Raw genomic sequence first — 22,014 nt, forward strand, 5'->3', positions numbered from 1 at the left:
CCCATGGAGAACTTGGCCCATAGCGCGTCCCTCCATCCTGAGGATAATATCGCACCATCAAACCCTGGGATCAAACACCTAGGACAGATAAGCCCGCTCCGGGTCAACCTGAGCCATTAAGCGCCTGTCCTTGAAGGTCAGCTCACGCTGCCAATGGCGACCTGCGGCTAAGGTCTACCCGGTACTATGAGCTGACCTAAAGGTTCGCCGGCCCTAGCAGTGTTGGGCCTACGAAACCGGCAAAAGCGATCATCAGTCTGCGGGCGACCTCCGCTCGGCAGCCCTCCCCAAGGTCCGCAACGTTTCAAGAGATCGGCTTTGGAGGTATGAACTCCTGAGTGCTCATCGCTGTTTATCGGGCAAGGCTGGTACGCACACATCAGAAAGAGATTACCCATGGCAGAAGCGATCTGGTTGTCGCGAACGGGCGATGCTGACGTTCTCGAACTGAAGCACATTGAACCGATCGATCCGGGGCCTGCGGAGGCCTGGGTCGAGCAAGAGGCCATCGGGGTCAACTTTCTCGACGTGATGCAGCGCCGCGGTTCGGTGCCGATCGCCTTGCCGGGAGGGCTGGGCCTCGAAGGCGCCGGTCGCGTCACCGCGGTAGGCCCCGACGTGACGGACATCGCGGTCGGAGACAGGGTCGGCTATGCTCTTGGCCCGATTGGCAGTTATGCGAGCGGACGTCTCTATCCCGCCTCACGGCTGGTGAAGCTCCCGGAGGGGATCAGCACCACGGATGCTGCCGCGATCCTCTTCAAGGGCATCACTGCCCAATATCTCATTAAGAGTACGTACCCTGTCGGTCGCGGCACCACCATCCTCCTCTACGGGGCCTCCGGTGGCGTTGGGCAACTCCTCGCCCCATGGGCCAAGCACCTTGGGGCCAAGATCATCGGCGTCGTCTCGAAGGAGGCAAGCGTCGGACTGGCCGCCTCGGCGGGCTGCGACGAGGTGCTGGTCTGGGGGGCCTGCGACCTGCCGTCCGAGGTCGCCCGCCTGACCGAGGGGCGAAAGGTGGACGTGGTCTATGACGGCGTCGGCAAGGAGACGTTCAACGCCTCGATCGATAGCCTGAAGGTCCGCGGGATGATGGTGTCGATTGGCGCATCCTCGGGGTTGCCGGATCCTGTGTCGATCGCGACCCTGAACAAGAACTCGCTTTTCCTGACCCGGCCCGGCCTTGCTGCTCACGCAACTGATGTGGAGGAGTACCGCGGACGCGCCCAGGATGTATTCGACGCAGTCAGGCAAGGTATCATCAAGCCTTCGATCAGCCGCACCTTCGACTTGGCCGAGGCTGCCGATGCGCACCGGGCGCTCGAACAGGGAGGGGCCGGCGGAACCCTGATCCTCAGGCCGTGAGAACCTATGGGGCAGCAGATAAAGGAGATAACCCGATGACCAGGATTACCCTGTGGGGCTTCAGCGGCTCCACCTATGTCCGCACAGTCCGCATGCTTCTCGCCGAGAAGGGCGTGAACGAGTACGAGCAGGTGCCCGTGGATGTCCTCAAGGGAGAGCCCAAGGGTGAGGAACACCTCTCAAGGCATCCATTCGGCAAGGTCCCGGTTGTCGACGTTGACGGGTTCGGGATCATTGAGACCAGTGCGATCGCGCGCTACCTCGATGCCGTCCTGCCAGGTCCGTCGCTCGTGCCGGCAAACCCGAAGGACGCAGCCCGCATGGACATGACGACGAGCATCATCGACTCATACGGCTACGGGCCCATGATCGGCGGCGTCGTGGCTTATCACCTTTTCCCTGATTTCGTGGGTGGCAAGAACGAGGCTGCGCACCGGGACGGCTTGGCCAGGAGCCGGGCCGTGCTGACGGAGCTCATGCGCATCAAGGGATCGTCGCCGTTCCTCGCGGGCGATGAGGTCTCGATCGCCGATCTCTATCTCGCGCCGCTCTTCGCCTACATCGCGCTCACTCCGCACCTTGAGGAGTTCGCCGGCCTTCCTGGCGTTGGCGAGTGGTGGGAGCGCATCTCCAGCCGTGACAGCTTCAAGGCTACTCAGCCCTGACCCATCGGCTGCGGGTAGATCATTGCGGGACAGAATACCTAATTGAGCCCGAGTAAGAATTCGGCCGCTGCGCGCCCCAATCACAGAAGGACTGAGATATGACGGACGGGGTTGAACCTCAGGGCGATCTGACTGTACGCACCATTGCAATGCCCGCCGATACAAACGCAAACGGAGACATCTTCGGCGGATGGGTGATGTCGCAGATGGACCAGGCAGGCGGCATCGCTGGAGTTGAGCGAGCGCAGGGCCGTGTGGCGACAGTCGCAGTGGACGCTATGCAGTTCATTCGCCCCGTCCGCGTGGGCGATGTTCTTTGTGTGTACACACGCGTCGAGCGTGTTGGCCGGACGTCCATGACGATCAAGATCGAAGCGTGGGCTCGACGCTTTCAGACTCAGATACGCGAGAAGGTCACCGATGCCACCTTTACCTTTGTGGCCATTGACCAGGATGGCCGGCCCCGCCCCATCCCACCAGCCGTCGAGGTCAGTAGTCCCTGACGGGACAACACTACTGTGAGCCACAGAATGGACCCTCCTCCTCCACTTTGGCACCTCGAGGCCGTTGAGGGGCGTCCACTTCATCAAATCCCTGTCGGCCGCTTCGAAGGGCTGCCCTCCATTTTTTCGATGCTCGCCAGCTTTGGGTTGGGTCCCCGCTTGCCCATGAGCCTTGTTCTGAAGACCCGGGGGATTCAACGGAAATAGATGGGCACCGGCCCGAGGCTGAAAGGCCCCATACTTTCGAGAGCTTCCCTACCTCTTTGGAGAATGCCGCATGTCAGGGTGGGACTCAGTATGCTGTCCTTGGTCATAGGGGCAACCAACATGCAACGTTTCGAAGTCTTTTACCTTCAGGAAGACCGCTGGCTAGTGATGTGCCAGGGCAGAGCCATCTACTCGTACACTACCGAGGAGGAAGCTCGCGAGGCTGCGCTTGAATTGGCCGCGATCTCCTACCGCTCAGGCCATCGAGCATCAGCTGTCATCTCGCCGGTGGAGCTAAGTAGCGCCGCTGCTCGTCAACATCCTGCCGTTGTCCTCACTGGGATGTAGGCCATCTGCCTTCTCCATTACCTGCAACCTACACTCTGCGAGTGCCTTTCCCATTACTTGTGTCGGCTTGCACGTAATACCACAATCCACGCCGGATCAGGAGCGAGCGGATGCCCATTTACAAACGCGAGTTAGCCTTCAGAGCCGAAAACCCAGGAGGGCATACAGGCGAATGGTGGCACCTGATCCTCGATACAGAGGCTTCTGGATTGTGGGTGGAACACACGCGAATCCACCAAAACCCACACTCGGAGAGTGCGGAGCAGCAAAGTGAGCAACGCTTCGGGATCAATGACTTTCTCATGCTAGCCGAGGGCCAAGAGGCCCGGACTACGCTTTTGGCAGCGATGACCGAATTATTCAAAGGTGCGGTGCGAGATCACTAGCAGTTTGGTAGCGGAACGTTGTTGGGATCAGGTGCGTTGCGCGATTGAGGAGTATACCTGGTGCTTCGAGGGACTGCGACGCCGAACTCCTCGCCGCAGGAGGACGTGATGCTACGCTGCATCGCGGAATGTCGCTTCCGAGTCACAGACTGCCCTTCAGCTTGGCCGTGTGAAGGTCTGCTTTTCGTCCCTCACCTGCCCTCCCCTCTCCTGCTGTCGTGAATGTCCAGCGGGCAGCTTATTGCCTTCTGCCCTTTCCTGATCATCGCAGCCGAAGCAGCATGGATTCCAGCAAGGCTTCACTCACTTAAGGTTTCCGAATCTAGCATTTCCCAACGTCACGCTTTCGCATAAGTCTAAGCCTTTGAAGTTTTTAGAAAAATATGCTCCAGGGGAATATATTTGGGGAATGTCTACGGTCTGATGGTCGCATAAATGCTAGATCGCTCGGCTGCCTCCTGAGCTAGTTCATCAGAGATCTGATCACGGGCGCCTACGTAGGCCTCTTGCTCCCAGCCGAGCATCTAGAGCCTTTGTTTTCAAAGCACTTTTGTCAGCCGTGGGGAAGCCCTACCCTCCCCTGCTCGTTGACAAAATCGCTCACCGATCGTTTGCAAACGATCAGTTTCCCGCAGCAAGCGAGAGTGTACAACTGACACCCAATATGTTTCTGGCGCAGGCCTATATTCATGTTGTCCTCTCAATCGCATATGGAAGTTGAGCAGACATCTCGACCACAGCAGATGAAGGTGAGGTGATTAGCTGCTGAATCGAGCGTCAAGACCGTGGCGGCATTTATACCGTCATCACTTGATGCTACTTTGTATGCGGCAGGATGGAGGTACTCGCGTGAGAACAACAATTGCTCTAGACGACGAACTCGTTGCAAAGGCGCAGGCATTTACGGGCCTGCAGGAGAAGTCTGCTCTGGTTCGCGAAGCATTGAAGGCTCTGATCGAGCGGGAGAGTGCCCGAAGGCTGGCCCGCCTCGGCGGCACCGAGCCTGATCTTAAGCCTATCCCGCGCCGTCAGGCGGATGCTCAGTGATCCTCGTCGACACCTCGGTGTGGATCGATCACCTGAAGAGCAGCGATTTAGTGTTGGCAGAGCTCCTCGGGACGGGGCGCGTATTGGCGCATTCCTTTGTCACGGGTGAGCTCGCCCTCGGCAGCCTTCGCCAGCGCAGGACCGTGCTTGAGTCCCTCCGTGACCTGCCCCAGGCTACCGTCGCCAGTGATGATGAGGTCATGATACTGATTGAGCGGGAGCAACTCTACGGACTTGGGATTGGCTTTGTCGATGCGCACCTTCTAGCAGCAGCAAGACTTACTCCCGGTGCCGTGCTCTGGACCCGGGATCGGCGGCTGCGGCAAGCGGCTATGCGACTGGGGCTATCCTCAGACCTCACTTAACCAGCGAAGAATGATGGCCCCCTCCCCTTCCAGGAAGCGCTTGATTGGCTACGCTCGTGTGTCCACTGAGGATCAGGCGCACGATGCTCAGCTCGACGAGCTGCGCGCGGCTGGTTGTGCCGAGATCCACTGGGAGCATGGCTCGGGGCAAGTCGAGCGCGGCCGGTACTGGCGCGGTTGATGCGTGAGATCCGGCCGGGAGGGGTGTTGGTCGTGGTGCGCCTCGATCGCTTAGCCGTTCGGTGAGCCACCTTCTTGAGGTGATCGAAGCACTGACAGCCAAGAAGGCCCACTTCCGGTCCCTGCGCGATCCGATCGACACCTCGATCCCGCGAGGTATATTTTCCTTGCAGGTGCTCGGTGCAGTCGCGCAGTTGGAGCATTCCCTCATCTCCGAGCGCACCAGAGCCGGGATCGAGGCCGCAAAGGCGCGAGGCAAGAAACCAGGCAATCTAGGCATGCGCGAGCGCCGACCGGAGGCCATCAGGAAGATCGCTCCGGCCCGGGACAAGGCATACGTGGACGATCTGATTGCCGGTGTGATCAATGGATGCCAACGATTCGCCGCATGCGCCCGCAGCACCCGTGGGAGGATGTTGTTCGCATCCTCGGCAACAGCGGCCAATCTTGGACCGTGGCCCGCCTACGCCGTGCCGTCGGCAAGCTCGTGTCTCAGCACATGGCCGACCCTGCCCTCCTCCGCCCTGCCCCACGCAAGAACCCGGAGGACCGCCTCATGACGCTGATTGCCGGTATTGCCATGGCCAACCCAGGCCTCTCGTTGCGGGACATCGGGGCTCAACTCGAACGCATGCGGGAGCGGACGCCACGCGGCGGCTCCACATGGTCAGCCTCCTCGGTTAAAAAGCAACTTGACCAAGCACGCAAGGCGGGGCTGGCCCTGCCGACGTCCCTGCAAGACGTGGTGTAGCCAGCTTCGCTCGGAGGTGCCGTTCACCCATCCGCGCGGGTTCCGTTTGGGCATAGGACGCCGAGGTGCCCCCGACCGCCATGCCACCAATGACTCAAGGTCAGTTCTCCGACCTGGCGTCCCAGCGCAATTGACAGGAGAGCCGCCAGAGGATCACCATCGTGCGGTGGGGCGCGCCACAGGAATGGCCGCCATGGATAGTTTCGATCATATTCTGAACTGGAAGCTGAAACGAGGCTCACACGCCTTACCCGGCAAGGACGGCGGAACCTGCATCAACGAGGCGGCCATTGTCGCGGCTGGCTTCCCCTATCGGCCGGTCCGGGCCGTCGAGACCATGCCTGATTGCTTCTCGCGCCCGATCTGCCGCCTGGCGATGCTCCTGAATGATGAAGCCAGTGATGAGCAGCGGCAGCAACTGCTCCCGTTCGTCACCCGCCTGGCCTGCGCCGATACAAAACAGGTTGAGTGGGAGCGGGAGGTTTATATCGCCCAGCACCTGAGATACCGGATAAGCTGGCAAGATCGCCTTGAGGTGCTGGAGGGCGCATTGGGCATCGGACGTCAAGCTTACGTGCTGGCAACAGAGCAGGTGAAATCCCGGCTGGATGCTGTCCAACAGAGTGCAAAGGCTCCCATGTCGGTGGCTGACCATCTCAAGTTCAGCAAGATCAAGGAGTGGCTTGCCCCTCCCCTTTGAGAAGCAGGTGCGGCCGGTGCAAGCCTCGCTCTACTGAGGCCGCAGGGAAAGCGGGCTGACCACCGACAGAACACTGTTATGGGCCGAAGCAGCAAGCCTTGTGAGCGGGGAGGTTCGCCTCATGGGTGCAACTCCCCGCTCATCGAGATCCACCTGCGGGCTCTTTTCACCCCTTCACGTAGTCTCTGAGGGCCGGCAGCTGATGCCCGGTCAGGCTCTCGGCTTGGATCACCGCACGGGCCACAGCCTGGGCCATCACCGTGGCGGCGATTGCCCCAATCGCCGAGACATCGGCGCGGACCGATGAGGCCTTGCCCGTGGACAACGCAAAGATTGTGTCGCCATCCGACATCGTATGTACCGGGTTGATGCTGCGGGCGAAGCCATCGTGTGCCATCTGGGCGATCTTGTTCATCTCGGCCTTGTTGAACGGCACATTGGTGGCAACAGCCCCGATCGTGGTGTTGCTGCCGGTTGATGTCACGACGCGGTAGCCGCCCATGATCGCTGCCATGGTGTCCCGGAAGCCCTGCCCCTCCTCCCGTCTGGCTCCGGCAAGGATCTGGCGCGTCTCGGGATGACAGATGTCGCCCACGGCGTTCACGGCCACAATGGCGCCAACAACGATGTCGGTGCCGGGAACCCGGTGGCTGGCGGTGCCGATGCCTCCCTTCATGGCAAAGGCGGAGCAGAACATCTTACCCACCGTTGCTCCGGCCCCTGCCCCGACATTGCCCTCTGCGACAGGACCTGACGCAGCGGCCAGACAGGCCTGGTATCCGGCCTCAGCATCTGGCCGAATAGTGAAGTCGCCAACACCAAGGTCGAATAGAATGGCGGCCGGCACGATTGGGACCACGCCGGCGCGCAACTTGAACCCGAGCTTGCGCTCCTCGAGATAACGCATCACGCCCGTGGCAGCCTCCAACCCATAGGCACTGCCGCCAGACAGCAGGATAGCCTGGACCTGCTGGACTGCGTTGGTCGGGTCGAGGAGGTCGGTCTCACGGGTGCCAGGGGCGGAGCCGCGCACATCCACCCCGCCGACGGCGCCGTCCTCACACAGGATGACGGTGCAGCCCGTTGGCCGGCGGGTGAGGGTGTGATGACCGATTTTGATCCCGGGTACGTCCGTGATGGAGCCGCCCATGAGAGGCGGACCTGAAATCTCAGCGGCCGCAGCAGGAGACGTACTGGCCTGATGGGCGAGGAGAGGGGCCGCGGACAGGGCCAAGATGGAGCTGGTGAAGGTTCTGCGTTTCATGACGGCCTCATGATTGGTGCTCGAGTGCCGCTATTTGCCTGTACCATGGATCAGGGGAAGATCGGCGCCCGGGGAGGGCCATGCTTGGATGCGATGAAGCCCGCCAGGTAAAGCCTTATCTTCAGTCTGGACGCGTGACGTAGCCCCGCGTTTGCTTTCGGCGCAGCCACATCTCGAGAGCCTCCAAGGCGGCTCCCGTTTTCACGCGACCCGATCTTGCGCTGCCCGGCCGTGCCGATCCGGACCTATTCGCGGACAGGGTGGCGTCACCGAAGTACTGCCAATAATTGAGTTTGCGGAGGAGGCAAAAGTGGAACTTTGCAGCTGCAAACTTCCGCGGCGTCTCTGAAGTACTGGCGCTCCGACGTGCCGATCATAGGCTTCAACAAGCATCGCCCTGTCTGCCATCTTTCAAGATGCAAAGATATGCTAGGTCGTTACCCTGGCGGAGGTGAGGGAGGTAGTATTTGAACTGTGCTGCATCGAAGGAGCCCTCAACCATGTTGGGGCCGATTAGATCAGTTCCCAATGCTCGGCTATTTTTGTGGATGCCGCCGAACCATCACTTGCGGCAGGCGTCCTACGAAACAGACTTTGCAGCTGCAAAGTAGGTTCGCACCTATTCGAATAAGAAAGAGACAGATAATCGCATTCTTTGAGGCCAACTTATCGCGGCGTTAACCATTCGTTAAGGATTTGCAGGCTTTCCTCACGGAAGACGCCGCATCGGCGGCGAATTTCCGTAACTAGGAGAGTTGATGTGGCTGTCCCTCAACTAAAACTGGATGATCCCCAAGTCGAGACGCAGACGACTCCCCGACCGCCGAAAGTCGACGACAACTACATCTTGATGCATGCCAAGGAACTCTCCGAGTCGCTCCACCAACAGCGACTGGCACTTTATCCCCCAGTGGCTCAGAAGTCTCTTCGCAAGTTTACGTCAGGGGAGGCTGCAAAGCTTATTGGCGTCGACGACGGCTACCTACGCCAACTCGCCTTGGACGGGAAAGGTCCTGAAGCTGAGACGCTCCCCAATGGGAGGCGCATGTATTCCCTTGATGATATCAATGCTCTCCGCGCGTACCTGGACGAGAATGCCCGCGGTGGTCGGCGCTATCTTAAACACCGTTCCGGCAAAGAGCATCTTCAGATCATTTCCTGCGTAAACTTTAAGGGTGGGAGCGCTAAAACGACCAGTGCGGCGCACCTCGCACAATATCTTGCGCTAAGTGGGTACCGAGTGCTCGCCATAGATCTTGATCCCCAAGCTAGCCTCTCCGCCCTGCACGGATATCAACCCGAGTTCGACGTCGGCGCGAACGAAACCATTTACGGCTCAATCCGCTATGACGACGAGGCTCGTCACCCAAGTGAGGTTATCCGCCGGACCTACATCTCTGGGCTCGATATAATTCCGGGTAATCTTGAGTTGATGGAGTTTGAGCACGAGACACCAAAGGCACTCGCAAACCGCCGTCCGGGTGAAACAAAGTTCTTCTCGCGCCTCACCATTGCGCTGAGTGAGGTTGCTGACGACTACGATGTCGTGGTGATTGACTGTCCGCCACAACTCGGGTTCCTCACGCTAGCAGCCCTGAGCGCATCCACGTCCCTCATTGTGACGGTGCACCCGCAGATGCTAGACGTGATGTCTATGTCCCAATTTTTGACGATGACGGCTGACCTTCTAGGCGTGGTAAAAAAGTTCGGCGGCACTGTCGAATACGACTGGATGAAGTATCTCGTCACACGTTACGAGCCGGGCGACGGTCCACAAAGTGGTATGGTGGAGTACCTGCGGGGTCTATTCCCAGAGGCAGTTCTCGAAAATCCGATGCTGAAGAGCACCGCGATTGCAGACGCTGGCATTAACAAGCAAACGATCTACGAAGTGTCGCGCGAGAGGTTCACCAAATCGACGTACGACCGAGCAATCGATGCCATGAACAACGTCAACGCCGAGATTGAAAGCCTTATTCACAAGACTTGGGGGAGGGGACAATGAGCAAGAAAAATTCTGTTCTTAGCAGGCTCATGCCTACGCCCCAGTCGGAGCCGGAAGCACAGCAGCTGCCATCCCAATTCCCGAACCTCGTAGTCGAGGATCGCCCCGAGGGTGGAAAGCCCATGGTTCGTGTTGCTGAGTCGTCTCAGGAGGCCGCAGAGCAGTTAGCTGGCTCTGTGGCGTCGCCAGCAGCGTCGCTCTCTCGTGATCATCAGGCAGATAATCAACCTGCAAATGCCAAGAGGAAAGAGTGGGGAATCAATCGAGCAGGGGGGAGCGCACTTGGAAAGCTAAGTGAAGCTTTTGCCGTCGAAAATGAGCTCAAGGCTGTCAAAGACCAGATGGAGACCGGTCAGACAATCATCGAGCTAGATCCTCAAGTTCTGGATGGTTCGTTTATCCAGGATCGGATGGAGAGCTCTGATAAGGCTATTGCGGAGCTCGCGGAACAAATCAAAGAAAAAGGACAATTGGTTCCAATTCTTGTCCGTCCGCATCCCAACGTTCCTGACCGTTATCAGATCGCCTACGGCCACCGCCGCGTCAAAGCTGCGGAACGGCTTGGCATCAAGGTCCGGACCACTGTTCGAAAGATGTCGGATGAAGAGCTAATTATCGCTCAAGGTCAGGAAAACAATGCTCGCCTCGATCTAACCTTCATCGAGAAGGCACGCTTCGTGGTGGCCCTTGAAAACCGAGGCTTCAAGCGAAAGGTCATTCGAGAAGCACTCTCGGTCAATGAGGGAGATCTCTCATCTCTTATTGCTGTCGGCTCTCGGATTCCGATCGATATCATTGATGCGATCGGACCCGCACCAGGGATCGGCCGACCCCGCTGGCGGACCCTTATGGATCTCTTCCAAGACCCCACTTGCATCAAGCGCGGTCGACAAATCTTGGCCGAAAATGACGTTCAGGTACTAAATTCTGACGCTCGCTTCCGCACACTGGTCGATCGCCTCCAGAAGAAGGAGCGCCCTAAAGCTCAGTTCTGGGAAGATCCTCACCGCCGCCGACTTGTAAACATCGTTGCTTCAGAGACAAAGTGCACCCTCCAGATTGATCAGCGTCCGGAACCGGAGTTTGCAAGCTTTCTAATCTCTAAGCTGACAGAGATTTATCGGGAGTTTGAGGCTCAGAAAAACAATTAGGGCTATGAGGCAAGGGGCACAGCTCTACCCTGTCCCTTGCGGTCAAGGTGCGCCTTCGGGAGATCTTTGCAGATGCAAAGATCTCTTACATTTCCCAAATGCACCCAAGTTGCCCGGGATCAACAAGCAGGGATGGGTTGTCGCTTTTTGCCCTCCAGCGAAATAACGAGCATGGTATCGGATAGAGGCTCCCGAAATTTCAGGGCCTCTGCCAGCAGAGATTCCACGAGGAGAGGGGGCAGCTAAGAGAAGCTCATTGTTATCGACATCTGTACAAAAAATGGAGTGCTCCAATTGACCGGTTGATAGTGCTGCCAGAGTGCTTTTTGGGCCTGCGTGGGTCACGTTTCCTTAGCTGAATCCGTGGCTTTCCATTCGTGACCCTTGGGATCTGCACCCAAAAGAGCCGAAATCGCCTCTCGAGCCTATTTGACAGTCAAAAAGGCTACTTTTCTGACCCGAAACTGACTATTATCAGACGGTAGCTAAATCCAATTTTGATACCGTTACTTGTGCAAAACCTCTCAGTAACAGGCACTTACCTTCATAGGTGGAGCAATCATTGTACAAACAATGGGATGACGAAGGGGCAAAACGCACCGCCATCGAACTTCCCGAATTGCCGTGGGAGAAAATCGCCGGTCGTCTGGAGCAGATCACGATTGCCGTTCTCCGCTTTGATGCGCGGTTGGAGGCATCTGACCTTGCAGCTGGGTGGCAGTCCCGTTGCGATATGACCGAAGCCGTCCGGGCGCTGATGCTCGACGGGCACTTGGTCGATGTGGGCGATCTGGTCCTCCACGACGCCGGCATGGATGTTCGCAGCCCGACCCATGAACTCACTCGGGCGGCGGCGGCCCTGCGAAGCCGTCGCACGGCTATGGCCCGTAAAGCGCCCTGGCCACTTTCAATTGACGGCCTTGCAGCCTTACGAGGTGTGGGTGGCCTTGGGGCTGAATCTTCTGCAAAGCCGAAAAGAAAGCGCCCGGACCCGGATGATGACGAGGCGTACCCGCCTTATGCCAATGACACCGATCCGTGGAAGGCGCATTTTGCCGAGATCGACGCCCTGCTCGACCGCACCAGCAAGGTGCTGGCCGGCGAAACCCCGCTGCCCAAGAGCCGCTCGCATCTAGTCTATGACCCCGACCAGGACGAGGCGGAGAATGAGGATCTTTGGCTCGACTTCGTTAAGCGAACGAACCATTGGCCAGCCATTGCAGCTGCTGCGGTGGCTTGGAACACGTGGCTGGATCTGAACCTCTACACCCGGCTGCCGTGGCTTGGATTGACCATGGCGGCATCCATCCTGCGCGCCAGGGGCCTGACAAACCACCTGCTCCCCCTGGCGGCAGGCTTCAAGAGATCGAAGTTCCGGCCTCAGGGCAGGGAAGGGGCGCGGGAGAAACTCGACGGGTTCTGTAGCGTCGTCGAGGAGGCGCTTGAGATCGCGAACAAGGATCTGGACCGGCTGATCCTGGCGCGGGAGCTGATGAACAGGGTAGCCGACAAGTGCCGCAGCAATTCAAAGCTGCCGGAGTTGGTCGACCTTTTCTTATCCCGTCCCTTGGTGACTGTGCCGCTCGGCGCCAAGCTCCTGAAGGTCACGCCCAAGGCGGTCGATCTGATGCTGGCCCAGCTCCGGGGAGCCCTGCCGCGCGAGCTTACCGGACGTACCCGCTACAGAGCGTGGGGCATCGTCTAAGTTTCTCCTTTACCCATATGCAGGCTTGTCATTGGCTGTTCATATTCATCAAGGTAAGGCTTCCCCGTTCTAAGGGGCGAGTTCGCATGTTGATGTGGGGTACGGTTGTTGCATTCCTCCTCTCGCTGGTGGCGGTAGGCCCCCTGCGCGGCGTCTCACCGGAATGGCTCCTGACCGGCGCTGAGTTCCTGGCGGTAGTAAGCGTTTTTGCTCTGGTGTGCCTGCTGGAATCCAGTGGCAACAATGACCGTTCGAACCCCGCCTCCTGAACCGTTTTAGTAACGATCTGCTGTCTACGGTGCTGCTCCACGCCTGATCGGAGACAGCCCATGAGAAGCTTCCTGCTTGCCGCAATCGGGATTGTCCTGGTGTCTCCAACGGCCATAGCCGACGGCATTAGTCTGGCAGGCTCCCTCTGGCAATGTACTCGCGCTTCTGACCGAAGCCAGTTCGTGATCACCTTCTATCCGGGTGGCGGCGTCGGGGGTGGGGAGTTCGAGAACGGGGAGGTAAGCCCCTACATCTTCGATACCTCTCGGACGAAGCCCGGCGAATGGCCGGGCAAGTGGGAGCAGACGGGCCAGCGATTCACCTGGGCGTTTCCTGATCAGAGCATCCGGATCGAAGGGAGCCTTGGAGGACCTGGGCGGCCCCCTGCTCGGCTCACCGGCAGCGAGACCTCGTCGGGTGAGCGATCGACCATTACCTGCACCGCTCTCTCCAAGCTGCCGAAGATCGGAGAGGGGTTGGTCATCCCCAAGGACAATCGGTTCATCGACTTGGATCAGGAAGATGGCGAGCTGAAGGTACCGGCAGGGATCTCGCTTCAGCCTCAAGATGCACGATAGCCTTGCAGCATCGGATTGGATGGTCAGGCCAACGCGGAGAATGCCCGCGCCGGCGATGTTCTGGGCGCGGTTAGGGAAGAATCCACAAGTGGCTTGACGGCACGCAATCAGCCTTGGTTTGTAGATCGCCTATACTGATAAGCGATTTTAGGGGCACCCAATAGGCGCGTCCGATAGTCCCTTTGCCTGACCGGAAGGCCGTAGGCCTTTCCCTCTCAATGGCTGTGAGGACTGAAACAGCCCTCGCGCCATCAGCCGGCATGGGGCCAGAACGTTTCGGCCCAAGAGTGGAACGACCTCCAACAGCCGTGCTCGCACATCGCCAGCGACCCGATACCCGTAAGGATTAGCCCATTTGGAGACCTTCCTCGGCTGGAACTGCCCCGGTTCGGAAGGGTTAATGCCAAGTCGAGCCTGATCCCAGGACAGCTCTCCCACACAGTTGCGTCCCGTCCACGCTCCAATGCCAGAGCAGGGAGTGGGCGTTCGCGCTGGTGCTGGGCCAGAAACTATCGCAAGGGGCTAAAAACCAATGGACCAAGACGTCGTCTATAAGGCGCAAATTCTTCCGCTTGCTCGTGATCCCCTCTACCATGTGACCACCTATCTTCTGTGCCGGAACACCCTTCTGCGCACCGGGATTGCCCAGCTTCTGGCAGGGTCTCACTTCGTCCCCTCCGATGATGCTTCTGCCGGCGTGCCGGACTTGTCGGCCACGGATGACAACCCTCCCACCCTGATCCTGATCTGCGAGAGCCTCTCACCAGAGGGTTATGGGGAACTCCTCGGAGAGTTAAAAGAGCGCTGCCCCGGCGCCCGGCTGGTGCTTCTGGCGGATCACCTAGAGCCGCAGGCGATCGGGCAACTGGCCAAGAGCGGTCTGAATGGGTTGTGCTCAACGGGCATGTCACAGGAAGCCATGCTCAAGGCACTCGAACTGGTGATGCTGGGAGAAACGTTCCTGCCAGCCTCGGTTGCCTTTGCCCTTTTGAGCGAGATCTCAGAGCAAAAGCCTAAGGTAACGATGATCGGCGGAGATGGCGCGGCTGCAAACCGCTTCTCCGAGCGGGAAATTCAGATCCTGCGCCTGCTCACGACCGGCGCGTCCAACAAGCTGATCGCCCGGGAGCTTGGCCTAGCTGAGGCAACGGTGAAGGTTCACATCAAGGCCATTCTGCGAAAAGCCAAGGCTGAGAACCGCACCCAGGCTGCCATGTGGGCAAGTCAGTTCCTCGCTCCTGCCGCGAACTCTCCAGACGTGGTGCTCGCAGGCTAAGCGAGATCATCACTCCCATTTCATGAAAAAGGGCCCGCTCCGTGGGGGAGGGGCCCTAAGGTCGACGCCGTTGTTTTTGAGAGAGGAACGGCGATCCCTTTTCAGACGGCCGAACAGGAGCGCACGGCGCGTCACAGGGCCAAACGGCAGGGCAGAGCATCCTATTCCAGCGTGGCTACAAAGAAAAAATCATAGCCGGTTCTGGACCCAGCCTTTGCCCGGGAGCAAGCACGCGTGACCAGCAGAGATTTACCGCCCCGCTGAAACCGATCACGGGCACGTGAGTTCCCACTAACCTATGTGAACAAGGGCAGTGCAGGGCAATGAGCGAACGCCATGCAGGAAAGCAACAGACATCAGTGGGCAAACCGGATCCCCAACAGCCTGAACTTCTCGCAGGAGCAGGTCACCTTCATTCTGGGTCACTCTCTGCGTAGCGTCTATGACGACGTCGTCACAGCGGACTTGCCGGACAGGCTGAAAGCTCTTGTGGAGCAACTTGAGAACGGGCATCCCCCACCGTTGGGTGCCCGCTAAACTAGGCGCTTAGCAACAATGGACCGAGTGAATGGCCGGCAAGACGGTGAAGCGGGCAGACCTGTGCGATGCAGTCCATGCGGCCACGGGTGTTCCCCGGCATGATTCAGTTATCCTGGTCGAGCAAGTTCTGTCGGAGATCGGCGAGGCGTTGGTGAGAGGAGAGAGTGTCAAACTCTCCGGCCTCGGCACCTTCACCGTCCGGAATAAAGCGGAGCGCGTGGGCCGCAATCCGAAGACAGGGATTGAGGTGCCTATTGAGCCTCGACGGGCGCTCACATTCAGTCCGTCTGACGTTTTGAAACATCACGTCAACGGAACGTCCTGAGCCACCCTAACCCGAAAAAGAAAAGGGCCGCGCCCGGTCTTTTGACCGTGTTCGCGACCCGTCAGCCCCCGCATTTGCCCCTACGGTAAGTACGTAAAACTATTGTTGTTTTTGCAATTGATCACTGAAAGTGTGGGGTGCTTCCAATGCCCGCGAAGATGAAGCAGCCGGCTGCTTCGCGCAATAAGGGAAAACCGAAAGCTTGGCTTTGAGCAAACTACGCACAGCTTTGTTATAAAAAAATATTATGACATAGTTACAGCAAGAGAAGAGTCCCATTCCTCAGAAGTGCGTCCTGTCCGAACTGTCTTGTAATAAGCTTGGCCATAAACACGGCGGCGTTTACGTTGCGGAATGTAGGCCTCTTTGCTATCGGCCCGAGTGCATTACCTCCAAAGGGTGCATTATGGGGTCGGGGCAGCATTCCAACGATGGCGATCAGCAGTCTCAGCACCAACATCCCTGGATTTGCTAGCGCCAACCGGATCGCTGCCGTCCGCGAACTTCATATCCTCGACACTCCCCCCGAAGCTGCGTTCGACGATGCGGTCGTCATCGCAGCACAGGCATGCCAGACACCATCAGCTTCCATCGGATTCCTGGTTGAGGGCCGACACTGGTTCAAGGCCAAGATCGGGTTTGATGAGAGCGAGATCCCGGCAGACCTGTCGATCTGCGCCTATACAATCCAGCAACCTGGCCTGACTGTCTTTCCTGATCTCCGTGAGCATCCGGAGCTTTGCCATAACCCGCTCGTGACCGGAGACCCGGGGCTGCGCTTTTACGCCGGCATCCCGCTTCGGGATGAGAACGACATGCCTGTTGGCACCCTGACGGTTGTCGACAGGCAGCCTCGCCCCGAGGGGCTGTCCCAGATTCAAGAGCGAACACTGCTAGCACTCGCCCGCTCCGTTCAGCGTGAGATGAAACTGCGCAAAGCCGAGCGGGAGTTGGCCCAGAAGACCGAGATGCTGGACCGGCTGCATGCCAGTTCCGAGGATTGCATCAAGGTCCTCGATCTGGAGGGCCGCCTGCGCTTCATGAGCGAAGGCGGTTGTCGGGCAATGGAGGTGGAGACCTTCGCCGATATCGAGGGCTGTGACTGGCTCGACTTCTGGACTGGAGCTACTGCTGATGATGCCCGTAGGGCTGTGCTGCGGGCCAAGATCGGGGACACCGGGCGGTTCCGAGGGTTCTGCCCAACGATCGCCGGAACCCCGAAGTGGTGGGACGTGATGATCACACCGATCAAGGGCAGCGACGGCAAGCCGGATGGGTTGCTGGCAATCTCCCGCGACATCACGGGCCTGCAGCATGCTGAGGAGAGCTTGCGCCAGAGCGAGGAGCGGCTGCGCCTGGCGACCGAGACCGCCGGCCTCGGCATCTGGGACCTTAACACGCTCACCGGTGAGCGGCAGTGGACCGCCGAGGCGCGGGATCTCTTCGGTTTTGCGCCGGACACAACGATCACTCAGGAACGTGTGCTCGAGCGGATCCATCCGGAGGATCGGGAGCGGGTTGCGGACACCGCGTACCGGGATCAGCCGGGTGACAGCCTGACCTTCACCAACACGTTCAGGATTATCCGGGCTGACAATGGCGAAGAGCGTTGGATCACCTCGGTTGGGCACACGCTGGTCGACAACGATGGGCGGCCTACCCGCAAGCTCGGGATCGCGCAGGATGTCACCCACCATGTTGTGGCGGAGGAAGCGCTGCGTGCCAGTCAGGACGATCTGCTCCGGCAAACCGCCCACCTGCAATCCATCCTGGCGACTGTGCCAGACGCGATGGTGGTGTCAGACGAGAAGGGGATCATCACCTCATTCAGCGCCGCAGCCGTGAGGATGTTCAGCTACCGACCAGAGGAGATCATCGGCACCAGCGTCAAGTTCCTGATGCCTGTGCCATATCGGGACAGCCATGAGGGTTTCATGCACCGTTACCGGCAGACCGGCGAGCGCCGGATCACTGAAAGCGGCCGCGTGGCAGTAGCCCAGCGCAAGGATGGCTCCACCTTCCCCATGGAGGTGCACCTGGGTGAGATGGAGTCGGGCGGCCAGCGCTTCTTCACCGCCTTCATCCGCGATCTGACAGACCGGCAGTACACGGAAAAACGGATGCAGGAGCTCCAGACCGAGTTGGCCTACATGTCCCGGCTTACAGCCATGGGTGAGATGGGCTCAACCCTGGCCCACGAGGTGAACCAACCGCTGACCGCCATTACTGGCTACCTGAAGGGCTGCGGGATGATCCTGGACCGGATGGACGGCGAGCAGGTGCCGATGCTGCGCCACGGGATCGAAGGAGCCGTGGAGGAGGCCCAGCGGGCCGGCGAGGTCATCCGCCAGCTGCGGGCGTTTGTGGCCCGCGGCGAGACTGATCAGGACGTTGAGGACCTGCGCAAGCTAATTGAGGAGGCCAGTGCCCTGGCTCTGGCCGGCGCCAAGGACAAGGGCATCAAAGTCGACTTCGATCTTCCTCACGAGAGCCCTAAGGTGCTCGTCAGTCGAGTTCAGATTCAGCAGGTCCTGCTCAACCTGGTTCGCAACGCCATGGAGGCGATGCAGAACGTGTATGAGCGCAATCTGACAATCAAGGCAGAGGTGGAAGACGAGGGCGCGATCATACGCGTGAGTGTCGTGGACACCGGGAGCGGGATCGCACCGGCCGTTCAGGAGCGATTGTTCTCTCCATTCACAACGACGAAGAAGACCGGGATGGGCGTGGGGCTGTCGATCTGCCGAACCATCATCGAGGCGCATGGTGGAAAGATCTGGGCCGAGTCGACACGAGGGGAGGGGACCGCGTTCCACTTCACCTTGAAGGCGGTGAAGGAGGAGGAGCTAGCCGGGGCGGCAGAGTCGTAATCTCGCAGGACAGGCACCTCCGCAAATGCCCTGAAACTGTCACAAACCCGAGTAGGCTGACGAGTACAGTCTTGCGCTGGCTCAGCTCGCACTGACACAGTACCCCGAGGCCGCGACGCCGACCGGTTGTGCGGTCTCTTGTGCTCGCTGCGAGCAACCGCTCAAGGTGCCCCGATCAGTCGGCGTCACTCCATCCTAGTCAGAAAATGGCCGCTGAGGCTAGCGCCCCGAGTGCAGCGGAACGAATCAACAACAAAGTCGCGCATCCCATCTTGAAAAACGCGACCCATGGACTCTATTCTGTTCCTGGTCGCCGTAATTCGGCTGACCTCTCCCAGCTGCCGTGCGGGGCTCCTGGGTCGTGTCATCACCTCTTCGTCGTTCAAAAGTCAGTCTGAGCCGGTGCGAGTGCATCGGGGCAGGAGTTCAGGAGTCTCTCTTTTGGCCACGCTGAAGCAATTCGAAGAAGCCCTGCGCGCCCAAGGCATGAATATGGCCTTGGCGATCCTGGAAAAGATGCGCAAGGAGGAGAAGAAGACGCGGTCAATCACGCCAGCCCGTAGGGTAGCCGGGCGGAAGATGACGCCGGAGCTCGCACGCAAGATCCTTGAGCTACACACCACGACGGATATGACTCAGCAGGAGATCGCTTTTCAACTGGGGATCAACCAGGGGCGCGTGAATGAGGTGGTCAAGCGTGGGAAGTGGCTCACCGAAGATCCGCAATCTGAGGAAGCACAGGCCCGTGACAAGGCGAAGGCTCGGATGAAGCGCACGCAGTCTGAGGATACCCCGATCCCCCGCAAACAGCCTGTTGCGGCGGGGGTCCAGGAAGGCCCGAAGAAGCCGAACCCAAAACCGCGGGACACCGCACAGCTCTCGATCGAGGACTTTCTTTAAGCCTCAGAGGGCCGAATGGAATCTTGTATCAGCGGGAGCCCGCCCCGCTGGTGACGATCAGGTCAAGCCGCGCCAGGTCCGTATGGTGCATCAGCAGCACGCCGTTCTTGTGCGCGAGTTGGTGGGCGAATTTAGTGTAGACCGAGTTTGTGACCACCACAGCATACGGCGCATCCTGGAAGGCCGCGGCGGCATAGGCTTCCTGAACAGCCTTGTTGCCGACAGCGCCGTTGTAGAACTTGCACTGGATCACCACCCGTCTGCCATTCTTCTCTGCTATAATGTCGGCGCCTTGATCGCGTGAGCCGGGGGTAAGGGCAGCGCGCCATCCTGCTTCCTGCAGGACCTCCCGACAGTAGAGTTCAAACTCTCTACCAGTCATCCCATCATATTCGAAGATTTGCTCGACCGGCTGGTACCGATCGATGATCCTGTTAATCCGTGTCCTGAGGCGGGCAACGTTTCGTTTCAGATCCTTGGCTAGGAGATGCTCGATCTTCCTGCGTTGGAACTCCGGTACAAGGGTCTTCTTGATGAAGGTATTGAGGTGTCTGTTCCAGGCCTCCTCAGAAACATTTCCGTACTCGTCAGGTGAGAGCATATGGGTGCGTTTGGTAGCAAGTGTTCGGACATGTTCTAGCGCGGCCCGATCTGTCAAATCATAAATCAGCAGAAGTGAGTGAACCTTCGTCAGACGCAAGAACAGTAGCAGCGCGAGCCCGGCCCAGGCAGCTATGGGCTGCAAATAGAGGCCCACGCCGAACAGGAGCAGCAGCACGGCGCTGAACGCCTTATGCCTCCAGAGGTACCGAAACATTCCCTTTACCGCGCCAAATGCCGTCTATGGCCATGAGTACCACTCCTATCCGGTAGTTGAGCCCGGTTACTAGCGGCTTCGCACTGAGCCAAAACCCAGAGAACTCACAGGAATATTTCGGCAGCTACTGCTCAGTAATCCGGGTTCCGTCGAGGTTTGACCGGCGAACTCGCGCAACTCCTCCGCAGTGCTTGTCTCGTCCCCCTGAATGACGAAGAGCCCAGTGTGGAGCAGGAACATCAACTCCCAAGCTTGCTGCGCTTCGCCGTCGGCGGCTGGCATCGGCATGGTCGCCGTAGCCGTTCTGCAGGAACTGATCGAGCAAGCCGCCCAGACCGCCGCCCTGGCCGCCCAGCATGCCCCCGAGGCCACCTCCAAGTGAGCCATCACTCTGAGATCTGGAGCGATGGTGCTGGAATGCCTTAGCCGCCAGGAGCATCAAGAGCGTCTGCACGATCGGCGACGTCGCCCTGCCGCGGCCCTGCATCCAGGGGCCACCGGCCCCCATCATGTTGCCCAGGATCGAATCCAATAATCCCATGGTTTTCTCCGTCAGTGCTGGTGCTCGCGAGGAGCGTGGTGTCACGACGAGCATGTGGTTCCGGGTTTGGTCGTTGAGGTGCTCCGCGGCGTGCGCTCCGTCTCGACGACGGTGCTCGTGGTTCCGCTGTGGACCGCAGGCTCCGTCGCGCCGGAGCGACCAAGGCCCAGCCGGGCCGTGATCATCGGCTCGACCGTGCCCATGCACCCGCCAAACCATGCGGCCACGGCACCGAGGATCAGCCCCAGGGGTGCCAGCAGGGCACCCGTTGACACGGCGCTCGAGGCGGCATCGGCCGCTGCTTGGCCCGCTGCTTGGCCTGATCCACGGCCTGGCGGTACTGCTGCACCTGGGTGCGGGCCTGGTCGACCGGGATGTTCTGGGCCCGGGCCAAGGCATCCGCTGCGCGACTGCGAGCGTCGGCGGCCTGCTGCTCGTTGCCGGTCAGGGCAGCTCGCACGGAAGCGACGGCCGCATCGCGCAGCGCCGCAGGATCGTTGCCACCGGTGGCGCCGCGGATCTGCTGCTCGATCGAGGAGAAGGGATCTGCGGCTCCGACGAGGCTCGGAGCCTCGGCTTGTACGGCAGTCTGGGCCGTCGAACCGGCTGCCTGGGTGACGTTGCCCAAGGCGCTGGTCACCGTGCGGTAGGCGCCGCCCACAAGGCCGCCCGCGGTGGTGGTCGGCAGGTAGAAGATCACCAGTGGCCAGCCGTAAGCAGGATCTTGGCCTAACCTTCATAGGCCGGAGCCAAGTGGTTCGACAGGTTGACGTTCATCAACCTCGTCGCTTTCTCCTCTGGGCTACGCGGCGCAGCACCCGTGACAGCTCGTCGGCCGCATATGGCTTGTGCAGGAGCTCGAATCCGTGCCGGCCATCGTCGGCAAGAACCTCGCTGTAGCCTGACGTCAGGACGATCGGCAGACCAGGGTAGCGCTGCCGGATCGTCTGCCCCAGCTCCACGCCGCCGATGCCGGGCATGACGACATCGGAGAAGACGACATCGAACGCAGCGCCCGTCTCCTCCAGTACCTTGAGCGCTTCGTCCCCGTTCGTGGCCCAGGTCGTCTCATACCCCAAGTCCTGAAGCGTCTGCGTCGAGAACCGGCCCACCTCGAGATTGTCCTCGACCAGGAGCACGCGGCGCCCGCGTCCATATTCGGCTGGTTCCGATCCTCCGGTAATGGGATGGTCCGGCCGTGCTTCTGCCCCGCTTGTTCGTAAGCTGTGGGGTTTCGAGCCACGCAAGGAGC

Annotated in this window: 20 protein-coding genes and 1 pseudogene; 17 read left to right on the forward strand and 4 right to left on the reverse strand. The window is 59.6% G+C overall.

Translation table 11 applies throughout. The features are described 5' to 3' along the window. The first annotated feature begins 396 nt into the window (after positions 1-396). The 7 genes and pseudogenes from JAO75_RS23950 to JAO75_RS23980 all read left to right on the forward strand — a co-directional run bounded on the left by JAO75_RS23950 (position 397) and on the right by JAO75_RS23980 (position 6,520). Positions 397-1,368 (forward strand): quinone oxidoreductase family protein, encoded by a 972-nt coding sequence (locus JAO75_RS23950; RefSeq protein WP_199051724.1) that lies wholly within the window; start codon positions 397-399, stop codon positions 1,366-1,368. A gap of 35 nt (positions 1,369-1,403) precedes the next feature. Beyond that, a complete protein-coding gene (locus JAO75_RS23955; protein ID WP_199051725.1) occupies positions 1,404-2,033 on the forward strand; it encodes a glutathione S-transferase family protein in 630 nt (209 codons plus the stop codon). Between the two features lie 98 nt (positions 2,034-2,131). After that, positions 2,132-2,536 carry an acyl-CoA thioesterase gene (locus tag JAO75_RS23960; protein ID WP_199051726.1) on the forward strand — a complete coding sequence of 135 codons (405 nt, stop codon included), beginning with the start codon at positions 2,132-2,134 and terminating at the stop codon, positions 2,534-2,536. Between the two features lie 1,790 nt (positions 2,537-4,326). Beyond that, positions 4,327-4,524: a type II toxin-antitoxin system VapB family antitoxin gene (locus JAO75_RS23965; RefSeq protein WP_199051727.1), complete on the forward strand. Its 198-nt coding sequence runs from the start codon at positions 4,327-4,329 to the stop codon at positions 4,522-4,524. Continuing rightward, the gene (locus JAO75_RS23970; RefSeq protein ID WP_199051728.1) at positions 4,521-4,889 is read left to right on the forward strand and encodes a PIN domain-containing protein; all 369 of its coding nucleotides are present in this window, start codon (positions 4,521-4,523) and stop codon (positions 4,887-4,889) included. Before JAO75_RS23965 ends, JAO75_RS23970 begins: the two co-directional genes overlap by 4 nt. A gap of 13 nt (positions 4,890-4,902) precedes the next feature. Beyond that, a pseudogene (locus tag JAO75_RS23975) lies at positions 4,903-5,820 on the forward strand (recombinase family protein). 193 nt (positions 5,821-6,013) lie between these two features. Further along, a complete protein-coding gene (locus tag JAO75_RS23980) occupies positions 6,014-6,520 on the forward strand; it encodes a hypothetical protein (protein ID WP_199051729.1) in 507 nt (168 codons plus the stop codon). Between the two features lie 166 nt (positions 6,521-6,686). On the opposite strand, the gene JAO75_RS23985 is transcribed toward JAO75_RS23980, so the two are convergent. Continuing rightward, the gene (locus tag JAO75_RS23985; protein WP_199051730.1) at positions 6,687-7,784 is read right to left on the reverse strand and encodes a P1 family peptidase; all 1,098 of its coding nucleotides are present in this window, start codon (positions 7,782-7,784) and stop codon (positions 6,687-6,689) included. A 760-nt stretch (positions 7,785-8,544) separates the two neighbouring features. Here JAO75_RS23985 and repA point away from each other — a divergent pair. The 10 genes from repA (at position 8,545) to JAO75_RS24035 (ending at position 19,404) form a co-directional block, all read left to right on the forward strand. Next, positions 8,545-9,789 (forward strand): plasmid partitioning protein RepA, encoded by a 1,245-nt coding sequence (gene repA, locus JAO75_RS23990; protein ID WP_199051731.1) that lies wholly within the window; start codon positions 8,545-8,547, stop codon positions 9,787-9,789. Continuing rightward, a complete protein-coding gene (gene repB / locus JAO75_RS23995; protein ID WP_199051732.1) occupies positions 9,786-10,940 on the forward strand; it encodes a plasmid partitioning protein RepB in 1,155 nt (384 codons plus the stop codon). Before repA ends, repB begins: the two co-directional genes overlap by 4 nt. A gap of 562 nt (positions 10,941-11,502) precedes the next feature. Further along, complete coding sequence (locus JAO75_RS24000) at positions 11,503-12,645, forward strand: RHE_PE00001 family protein (RefSeq protein WP_246742700.1); 1,143 nt, start codon at positions 11,503-11,505, stop codon at positions 12,643-12,645. A gap of 86 nt (positions 12,646-12,731) precedes the next feature. Next, positions 12,732-12,914, forward strand: coding sequence for a hypothetical protein (locus JAO75_RS24005; protein WP_199051733.1), 183 nt, complete (start codon positions 12,732-12,734; stop codon positions 12,912-12,914). Between the two features lie 60 nt (positions 12,915-12,974). Beyond that, the gene (locus tag JAO75_RS24010) at positions 12,975-13,493 is read left to right on the forward strand and encodes a hypothetical protein (protein ID WP_199051734.1); all 519 of its coding nucleotides are present in this window, start codon (positions 12,975-12,977) and stop codon (positions 13,491-13,493) included. Positions 13,494-14,025: 532 nt separating this feature from the next. Further along, the gene (locus JAO75_RS24015; RefSeq protein WP_199051735.1) at positions 14,026-14,769 is read left to right on the forward strand and encodes a LuxR C-terminal-related transcriptional regulator; all 744 of its coding nucleotides are present in this window, start codon (positions 14,026-14,028) and stop codon (positions 14,767-14,769) included. 336 nt (positions 14,770-15,105) lie between these two features. After that, entirely contained in the window at positions 15,106-15,306 is a 201-nt protein-coding gene (locus JAO75_RS24020; RefSeq protein WP_199051736.1) for a NepR family anti-sigma factor, read from the forward strand. A 31-nt stretch (positions 15,307-15,337) separates the two neighbouring features. Continuing rightward, positions 15,338-15,634 carry an integration host factor subunit alpha gene (locus JAO75_RS24025; protein ID WP_199051737.1) on the forward strand — a complete coding sequence of 99 codons (297 nt, stop codon included), beginning with the start codon at positions 15,338-15,340 and terminating at the stop codon, positions 15,632-15,634. A gap of 431 nt (positions 15,635-16,065) precedes the next feature. After that, positions 16,066-18,504 carry a PAS domain S-box protein gene (locus JAO75_RS24030; protein ID WP_199051738.1) on the forward strand — a complete coding sequence of 813 codons (2,439 nt, stop codon included), beginning with the start codon at positions 16,066-16,068 and terminating at the stop codon, positions 18,502-18,504. A 441-nt stretch (positions 18,505-18,945) separates the two neighbouring features. Then, positions 18,946-19,404, forward strand: a complete 459-nt coding sequence (locus JAO75_RS24035; RefSeq protein WP_199051739.1) for a sigma-70 family RNA polymerase sigma factor — start codon at positions 18,946-18,948, stop codon at positions 19,402-19,404. A gap of 28 nt (positions 19,405-19,432) precedes the next feature. Here the strand turns inward: JAO75_RS24035 and JAO75_RS24040 are convergent, their stop codons facing one another. From JAO75_RS24040 to JAO75_RS24050, 3 genes are all read right to left on the reverse strand, one after another. Continuing rightward, on the reverse strand, positions 19,433-20,182 hold the full coding sequence (locus JAO75_RS24040; RefSeq protein WP_199051740.1) for a restriction endonuclease: 750 nt from the start codon (positions 20,180-20,182) through the stop codon (positions 19,433-19,435). 818 nt (positions 20,183-21,000) lie between these two features. Beyond that, entirely contained in the window at positions 21,001-21,462 is a 462-nt protein-coding gene (locus tag JAO75_RS24045) for a hypothetical protein (RefSeq protein ID WP_199051741.1), read from the reverse strand. A gap of 76 nt (positions 21,463-21,538) precedes the next feature. Continuing rightward, positions 21,539-22,014 (reverse strand): response regulator (locus JAO75_RS24050; protein WP_199051742.1); only part of this gene is annotated, 476 nt, incomplete at its 5' end.

Origin of the sequence: Microvirga splendida, from assembly GCF_016427565.1 — a bacterium.
GTDB classification, from domain to species: Bacteria; Pseudomonadota; Alphaproteobacteria; order Rhizobiales; family Beijerinckiaceae; genus Microvirga; species Microvirga splendida.